8 protein-coding genes are annotated in these 7,566 nt (G+C 62.2%); all 8 read left to right on the forward strand.

What is annotated here, in order from left to right; all coding sequences use genetic code 11:
* Nucleotides 1-2,082 (forward strand): chemotaxis protein CheA (locus ACRESD_RS26240; protein ID WP_431753568.1); only part of this gene is annotated, 2,082 nt, incomplete at its 5' end.
* Nucleotides 2,083-2,131: 49 nt separating this feature from the next.
* Complete coding sequence (locus ACRESD_RS26245) at nucleotides 2,132-3,253, forward strand: protein-glutamate methylesterase/protein-glutamine glutaminase (RefSeq protein ID WP_431753569.1); 1,122 nt, start codon at nucleotides 2,132-2,134, stop codon at nucleotides 3,251-3,253.
* The gene (locus ACRESD_RS26250) at nucleotides 3,253-3,993 is read left to right on the forward strand and encodes a flagellar motor protein (RefSeq protein WP_123717524.1); all 741 of its coding nucleotides are present in this window, start codon (nucleotides 3,253-3,255) and stop codon (nucleotides 3,991-3,993) included. The genes ACRESD_RS26245 and ACRESD_RS26250 overlap by 1 nt, the downstream gene beginning before the upstream one ends.
* Nucleotides 3,994-4,008: 15 nt before the next feature.
* Nucleotides 4,009-4,896, forward strand: a complete 888-nt coding sequence (gene motD / locus ACRESD_RS26255) for a flagellar motor protein MotD (RefSeq protein WP_431753570.1) — start codon at nucleotides 4,009-4,011, stop codon at nucleotides 4,894-4,896.
* 50 nt (nucleotides 4,897-4,946) lie between these two features.
* Nucleotides 4,947-5,735 carry a ParA family protein gene (locus tag ACRESD_RS26260; protein WP_431753571.1) on the forward strand — a complete coding sequence of 263 codons (789 nt, stop codon included), beginning with the start codon at nucleotides 4,947-4,949 and terminating at the stop codon, nucleotides 5,733-5,735.
* The gene (locus tag ACRESD_RS26265) at nucleotides 5,735-6,538 is read left to right on the forward strand and encodes a CheW domain-containing protein (RefSeq protein ID WP_431753572.1); all 804 of its coding nucleotides are present in this window, start codon (nucleotides 5,735-5,737) and stop codon (nucleotides 6,536-6,538) included. The genes ACRESD_RS26260 and ACRESD_RS26265 overlap by 1 nt, the downstream gene beginning before the upstream one ends.
* Before the next feature lie 81 nt (nucleotides 6,539-6,619).
* Nucleotides 6,620-7,105, forward strand: coding sequence for a chemotaxis protein CheW (locus ACRESD_RS26270; RefSeq protein WP_110625085.1), 486 nt, complete (start codon nucleotides 6,620-6,622; stop codon nucleotides 7,103-7,105).
* On the forward strand, nucleotides 7,106-7,498 hold the full coding sequence (locus ACRESD_RS26275; RefSeq protein WP_431753573.1) for a DUF2802 domain-containing protein: 393 nt from the start codon (nucleotides 7,106-7,108) through the stop codon (nucleotides 7,496-7,498).
* Nucleotides 7,499-7,566: the final 68 nt, after the last annotated feature.

Below are 7,566 nucleotides of genomic sequence, written 5' to 3' on the forward strand. Positions count from 1 at the left end.
TTTCGCGGTTTTCACACTGTAAAAGGGGGCGCCGGCTTCCTCCAGCTCAACGAGCTGGTGGAGTGCTGCCACATCGCCGAGAACGTGTTCGACATCCTGCGCAAGGGTGAGCGTCACGTTGATTCGGAATTGATGGACGTGATTCTCGAAGCGCTGGATGCGGTCAACGGCATGTTCAGTGAAGTGCGCGATCGCGCACCGATCACCGCTGCCACCCCGGAACTGCTGGCCGCCCTGGCGCGCCTGGCGGAACCGGCCGACACCTCGGCTGCGCCCGTGGTTCAAGCGGAACCTGAGCCTGTGGTGGAAGCCGAGCCGGATGTCACGGACAGCGAGTTCGAGCAACTGCTCAACTCTCTCAGCGCCGTGAAGGCCGAGGCTGAAGCACCGCAAGCGGCCACTGCGCCTGCCGTGCCGACCAGCGAAGACATCACCGACGCCGAATTCGAATCCTTGCTCGACCAGTTGCACGGCAAGGGCCAGTTCGCCGCCGACGCCGTGGCGCCTGCTGCTGCCACCGAAGCCCCTGCCGGCTCGGCCAACACCGACATTACCGACGACGAATTCGAAGCGTTGCTCGACCAACTGCACGGCAAAGGCACGTTCGTGGCCGACGCCTTGCCGGAAGTCGCCGCCACCGCCGCCAGCGTTGTTGTACCGGCGGCTACTCCCGAACCTGCCGGCGACGGGCTGATTTCCGATCACGAATTCGAAGCCTTGCTCGACGAGTTGCACGGCAAGGGCAAGTTCAGCGAAGTGGCCCCGGCGGCTGCTGCGACGGCTACCCCCGTGGCGGCCAAGCCGGCGCCCGCCAAAGCCGCCACACCTGCGGCCGCCAAGCCCGCACCCGCTGCGGCCCCGGCACCTGCGCGTGCCGCCGCTGCACCCGTGGCCGAAAAGCCTGCCAGCGAAGCCGAAACCACCGTGCGTGTGGACACGGCGCGGCTGGACGACATCATGAACATGGTCGGTGAACTGGTGCTGGTGCGTAACCGCCTGGTGCGCCTGGGCCTGAACAGTGGCGACGAAGCCATGCAGAAGGCCGTGTCGAACCTCGACGTGGTCACCGCCGACCTGCAAACCGCCGTGATGAAAACGCGGATGCAGCCGATCAAGAAAGTCTTCGGCCGCTTCCCTCGGTTGGTTCGCGATCTGGCGCGCCAGCTCAAGAAAGAGATCAACCTGGAACTGGTGGGCGAAGAAACCGATCTCGACAAAAACCTCGTCGAGGCCCTGGCCGACCCGCTGGTCCACTTGGTGCGCAACGCCGTCGACCACGGCGTCGAAACCCCGGAAGAGCGCGAAGCCGCGGGCAAGTCCCGTAACGGCAAGGTGATTCTGGCGGCCGAACAGGAAGGCGACCATATCCTGCTGTCGATCACCGATGACGGCAAAGGCATGGACCCGACCGTCTTGCGCAACATCGCGGTCAAGCGCGGTGTGATGGACAAGGACGCCGCCGACCGCCTGACCGACACCGAGTGCTACAACCTGATCTTCGCCCCGGGTTTCTCGACCAAGACCGAGATTTCCGACGTGTCCGGCCGTGGCGTCGGCATGGACGTGGTGAAGACCAAGATCAGCCAGCTCAACGGCTCGATCAATATCTACTCGACCAAGGGCCAGGGCTCGAAGATCGTGATCAAGGTGCCGTTGACCTTGGCGATCATGCCGACCCTGATGGTGATGCTGGGCAACCAGGCGTTCGCTTTCCCGTTGGTCAACGTCAACGAGATCTTCCACCTCGACCTGTCGCGCACCAACGTGGTGGACGGCCAGGAAGTGGTGATCGTGCGCGACAAGGCATTGCCCCTGTTCTATCTCAAGCGCTGGCTGGTTGCGTCGGCAGCCCATGAAGAGCAGCGCGAAGGCCATGTGGTGATTCTGTCCGTGGGTACCCAGCGCATCGGCTTTGTGGTCGATCAACTGGTCGGCCAGGAAGAAGTCGTCATCAAGCCTTTGGGCAAAATGCTGCAGGGAACCCCGGGCATGTCGGGTGCGACCATTACCGGTGACGGTCGGATCGCACTGATTCTCGATGTTCCGAGCATGCTCAAGCGTTACGCCGCACGGCGTATTTGATTCTGGTGGGGCTTCGGCGGTATTGCCTGCCCCGCCTAACGGAGTGTTTATGGCAGTCAAGGTCCTGGTGGTGGACGATTCGGGTTTCTTCCGCCGCCGCGTCTCGGAAATTCTTTCCGCCGATCCAACCATCCAGGTGGTCGGCACGGCCACCAACGGCAAAGAGGCGATCGATCAGGCCATGGCGTTGAAGCCGGACGTGATCACCATGGACTACGAGATGCCGATGATGGATGGCATCACCGCAGTGCGGCACATCATGCAGCGCTGCCCGACGCCGGTATTGATGTTTTCTTCGCTGACCCACGAAGGCGCCCGGGTCACCCTGGATGCGTTGGACGCTGGGGCGGTGGACTTCCTGCCGAAGAATTTCGAAGACATCTCGCGCAACCCCGAGAAGGTCAAGCAGATGCTGTGCGAGAAGGTGCACAGCATTTCCCGCAGTAACCGTCGAAGCCTGTTCAGCACCCCTGCGCCCGCACCTGTTGCGGCACCCGCGCCGACGACATCCTCGTTTGCACGGCCAGCCCCTGCACCCGTGGCGCGGCCAGCGGTGGCGCCCGTGCGCGCCTCGGCACCGAGCGCTCATTCGCCTGCGCCCAAGCGCAAAGCCTACAAGCTGGTGGCTATCGGTACGTCCACTGGCGGCCCGGTTGCCCTGCAACGCGTGCTGACCCAACTGCCGGCCAACTTCCCGGCGCCGATCGTGTTGGTGCAGCACATGCCCGCCGCGTTTACCAAGGCCTTCGCTGAACGCCTGGACAAGCTCTGCCGTATCAGCGTCAAGGAGGCCGAAGACGGCGACATCCTGCGTCCTGGCCTGGCGTTGCTGGCCCCTGGCGGCAAACAGATGATGGTGGATGGCCGTGGCGCGGTGAAAATCCTGCCGGGCGACGAACGCCTGAACTACAAACCGTGTGTGGACATCACCTTCGGTTCGGCGGCCAAGTCCTACGGCGACAAAGTTCTGGCGGTGGTGCTCACCGGCATGGGCGCCGATGGCCGTGAAGGTGCGCGCCTGCTCAAGCAGGGTGGCAGTGCGATCTGGGCTCAGGATGAAGCCAGCTGCGTGATCTATGGCATGCCCATGGCCATCGTCAAGGCTGACCTGGCCGACGCGGTGTATAGCCTGGACGACATCGGCAAGCATCTGGTGGAGGCGTGCCTCTGATGGATGTCCTGAGCCTGATCGGCATCACCCTGGCGTTTGTCGCGATCATCGGCGGCAACTTCCTCGAAGGCGGCCACCTTGGCGCCTTGGCCAACGGCCCGGCGGCGCTGATCGTGATCGGCGGTACCGTGGGCGCAGCGTTGTTGCAGTCGCCGTTGAGTTCGTTCAAGCGTGCCATGCAGATTCTGGTGTGGATCATTTTCCCGCCGCGCGTCGACCTGCCGGGTGGCATCGATCGCGTGGTCAACTGGAGCCTCACCGCCCGCAAGGAAGGCCTGTTGGGCCTGGAAGGCGTGGCCGATGCCGAGCCCGACAGCTATGCACGCAAAGGCCTGCAATTGCTGGTCGACGGCGCCGAGCCGGAAGCCATCCGCAGCATCCTCGAAGTGGATTTCTACACTCAGGAAAGCCGCGACATCAATGCCGCCAAAGTCTTTGAAAGCATGGGCGGCTATGCGCCGACCATCGGCATCATCGGTGCGGTGATGGGCCTGATCCATGTGATGGGCAACCTGGCCGATCCGTCGCAACTGGGCAGCGGCATTGCCGTGGCCTTCGTCGCAACTATCTATGGTGTCGCGAGTGCCAACCTGGTGCTGTTGCCGGTGGCGAGCAAGCTCAAGTCGATCGCCATGCGCCAGTCGCGTTACCGGGAGATGTTGCTGGAAGGCCTGCTGTCGATTGCCGAGGGCGAAAACCCTCGCTCCATCGAATTGAAGCTTCAGGGCTTCATGGATTGATGGGAGGGATTGTCTGTGAGCCGTCGCCGCCGCGAGCCTGAAGAACACGTTAACCACGAGCGGTGGCTGGTGTCCTACGCGGACTTCATCACCTTGCTGTTCGCGTTTTTCGTGGTGATGTATTCCATCTCGTCGATCAACGAAGGCAAGTACAAAGTCATTTCCCAGGCGCTGATCGGCGTGTTCAACGACACCGACCGCTCGGTCAAGCCGATACCCATTGGCGATGAACGGCCCAAGACCGTGACCCCGGCCAAGCCGCTGGTCAACGACAGCGATGAAGTCGCCGCCGGCATCGGTGGCACCAGCGACCCGCTGAAAAGCATCGCCGACGATATCAGCGCCGCGTTTGGCGACCTGATCAGCTCCAACCAGATGACCGTGCGCGGCAATGAGCTGTGGGTGGAAATCGAGCTCAATTCCAGCCTGCTGTTCGCCAGCGCCGATGCCATGCCGAGCGATCAGGCGTTCACCATCATCGACAAGGTGGCGGCGATCCTCAAGCCGTTTGAAAACCCGATCCACGTTGAGGGTTTTACCGACAACTTTCCGATCAGCACCGCGCAGTACCCCACCAACTGGGAGCTGTCATCCGCCCGCGCTGCAAGCATTGTGCGCATGTTGGCGATGCAGGGCGTGAACCCTGGGCGCCTGGCGTCGGTGGGCTATGGTGAGTTTCAGCCGGTGGCCAACAATGCGACGGCCGAAGGCCGCGCACGCAACCGCCGTGTGGTACTGGTAGTGTCACGTAATCTGGACGTACGCCGTAGCCTGACCGGTACGGGGACGGCTAATGCAACACCGGATGCAGCATTGAAGCGGGCTGGCACACAAACTGCACCGCCCGTGGTTAAGCCGCCGGTTCGGCAGGGCAGCGTCAATTCCCCGTCACTGGCTCAATAATGTATGCAATGTCTCGGTCGCGCTTGTGCCCACCGGGAGGAACCAACTGAATGAGAGTCTGGGCAGTTGCCAATCAAAAAGGTGGGGTCGGCAAGACCACCACCTCCATCGCCTTAGCCGGCTTGCTGGCCGAGGCGGGCAAGCGTGTGGTCGTGGTCGACCTCGACCCCCATGGCTCCATGACCAGCTATTTCGGCTACGACCCGGATGCGCTGGAACACAGCTGCTACGACCTGTTCCTGCACAAGGGCAGCGTGCCGGCCGACTTGCCTGGGCAATTGCTGCTGCCCACCAGTAACGACAGCATTTCCCTGCTGCCGTCGAGCACCGCCTTGGCCACCCTTGAACGCCAGTCGCCAGGGCAGAGCGGCCTGGGCCTGGTCATCGCCAAGACCCTGGCGCAACTGTGGCAGGACTTCGATTACGCGATCATCGACAGCCCGCCGTTGCTCGGCGTGCTGATGGTCAACGCCTTGGCGGCCAGCCAGCAACTGGTGATCCCGGTGCAAACCGAGCACTTGGCGGTCAAGGGCCTGGAGCGCATGGTCAGTACCCTGGCGATGATCAACCGTTCGCGTAAACAGGCGCTGCCGTTCAGCATCGTGCCGACGTTGTTCGACCGCCGCACCCAAGCGTCCCTCGGTACCTTGCGTGTACTGCGTGATGCCTACCCGGACACCATCTGGAACGGCTATATCCCGGTGGACACGCGCCTGCGTGACGCCAGCCGCGCGGGCCTGACGCCTTCGCAGTTCGATGGCAAAAGCCGTGGCGTGCTGGCTTACCGCGCATTGCTCAAGCATCTGCTGGCCCAGCAGCTTGTGGCGCAGGTGGCGTGATGATCCGTCCCATCGAACTCAAGACCCGGCCGCAACTGGCGCTGGAATCCTACCTGGATGCCTTGCTGCAGGATGCGACCGCGGAAGAATTGCCGGAACCTCTGCTGGTGCTTGAGCCGGTAGTCGAGCAGGAAAGCACGCTGGATGAGTTCCAGCTGGCCGTCTTGGAAGAGCAGGCCCGTGACGCCCATGTTGTGGTCGCTCCAGTAGCGGTGCCGGTGGCGACGCCAGTCGAGCCGGTTGTCGTAGCGCCGGTGGTGGTCGAGCCCGTTGTGGACGTGCACCTGCCGCCGAGCATCACACCGCCGCCGCAGACCGGTGACGGCCGTCCGTCGTGGGCCGCTGAGCCGTTCGAATGCCTGTTGTTCGACGTCGCCGGGCTGACCCTGGCGGTGCCGCTGGTGTGCCTGGGTTCTATCTATTCCCTGGAAGGCCAGGAGTTGACGCCGCTGTTCGGGCAACCGGAGTGGTTCCTCGGCATCCTGCCCAGCCAGGCCGGCAACCTCAAGGTGCTGGATACCGCACGCTGGGTCATGCCTGATCGCTACCGCGATGACTTTCGCCAGGGCTTGCAATACGTGATCTCGGTGCAGGGCTACGAGTGGGGGCTGGCAGTGCATCAAGTCAGCCGCTCGTTGCGCCTGGATCCGAACGAAATCAAATGGCGCAGCCACCGTGGCCAACGGCCTTGGCTGGCGGGTACCGTGATCGAACATATGTGTGCGTTGCTCGACGTCGCCGAATTGGCCGAGTTGATCGCCAGCGGTGCCGTCAAGACGATGGCGCAGAACCAACGCAGTTGATTGAACAATAAGGGCCGCACGCGAGTGCGATCTTGCTACGTACATACGCCGGGTAAATCGGCATTTGAAGGGGTCCGAGGAATGAACAAGTCAGCATCTGCACAAGGTTTGGTCGATGATCCAATCCTGCAATGGGTAACCTTCAAACTGGACAACGAGTCCTATGGCATCAACGTGATGCGCGTGCAGGAAGTGCTGCGCTACACCGAGATCGCCCCGGTGCCGGGTGCACCCAGCTACGTGCTGGGCATCATCAACCTGCGCGGCAACGTGGTGACGGTGATCGACACCCGCCAGCGCTTTGGCCTGGTGCCGACGGAAGTCAACGACAACACCCGTATCGTGATCATCGAAGCCGACAAGCAAGTGGTCGGGATCATGGTCGACAGCGTGGCTGAAGTGGTTTACCTGCGCCAGTCGGAAGTGGAAACCGCACCGAACGTGGGCAACGAAGAATCCGCCAAGTTTATCCAGGGCGTGTGCAACAAGAACGGCGAACTGCTGATTCTGGTTGAGCTGGACAAGATGATGAGCGAAGAAGAATGGTCGGAACTGGAGAGCATCTGATTGTTCTTCGAGGCGGCGGTGATTGTCCTGGCCCTGTTGTGGGTCGGGACCTTGGCTTTCCTGCTGCGCTACATGCGCCAGCAACGGGAGTTGGCCCAGCAGCAAGCTGAGCGCGATGCCGTGCGTGATCGGCGCATCATCGATTTGGTCAAGCGGGTTGATCACTTCCAGCAGAGTGCGGTGAAGGTGGGGGATGAGGTGCATGAACTGCGCGCGATCCTCGGGCCGTTGCCGGATAAGCTGGCGCAGATTGAACAGCGTGATCCTACCAGTCTGTCATTCGCTCAAGCGGCGAAGTTGGTGGGGATGGGGGCTACGGTGGATGAGTTGACGCAGTCGTGTGGGTTGACCCAGGCTGAGGCGCAGTTGATGAGTAAGCTTCACAAGAGCTGACTGGGTACATATCCGTTATTTAGGTCACGGCGACTTATGGTTCCGCTCTTACAGCGGGTCACTTTTGG

Source organism: Pseudomonas sp., assembly GCF_050739995.1.
Taxonomy (GTDB): Bacteria; Pseudomonadota; Gammaproteobacteria; order Pseudomonadales; family Pseudomonadaceae; genus Aquipseudomonas.

Coding starts and splice junctions, on each gene's coding strand:
- ACRESD_RS26245 (WP_431753569.1), top strand. CDS start 2,132: ATGGCAGTCAAGGTCCTGGTGGTGGACGATTCGGGTTTCTTCCGCCGC.
- ACRESD_RS26250 (WP_123717524.1), top strand. CDS start 3,253: ATGGATGTCCTGAGCCTGATCGGCATCACCCTGGCGTTTGTCGCGATC.
- ACRESD_RS26260 (WP_431753571.1), top strand. CDS start 4,947: ATGAGAGTCTGGGCAGTTGCCAATCAAAAAGGTGGGGTCGGCAAGACC.
- ACRESD_RS26265 (WP_431753572.1), top strand. CDS start 5,735: ATGATCCGTCCCATCGAACTCAAGACCCGGCCGCAACTGGCGCTGGAA.
- ACRESD_RS26270 (WP_110625085.1), top strand. CDS start 6,620: ATGAACAAGTCAGCATCTGCACAAGGTTTGGTCGATGATCCAATCCTG.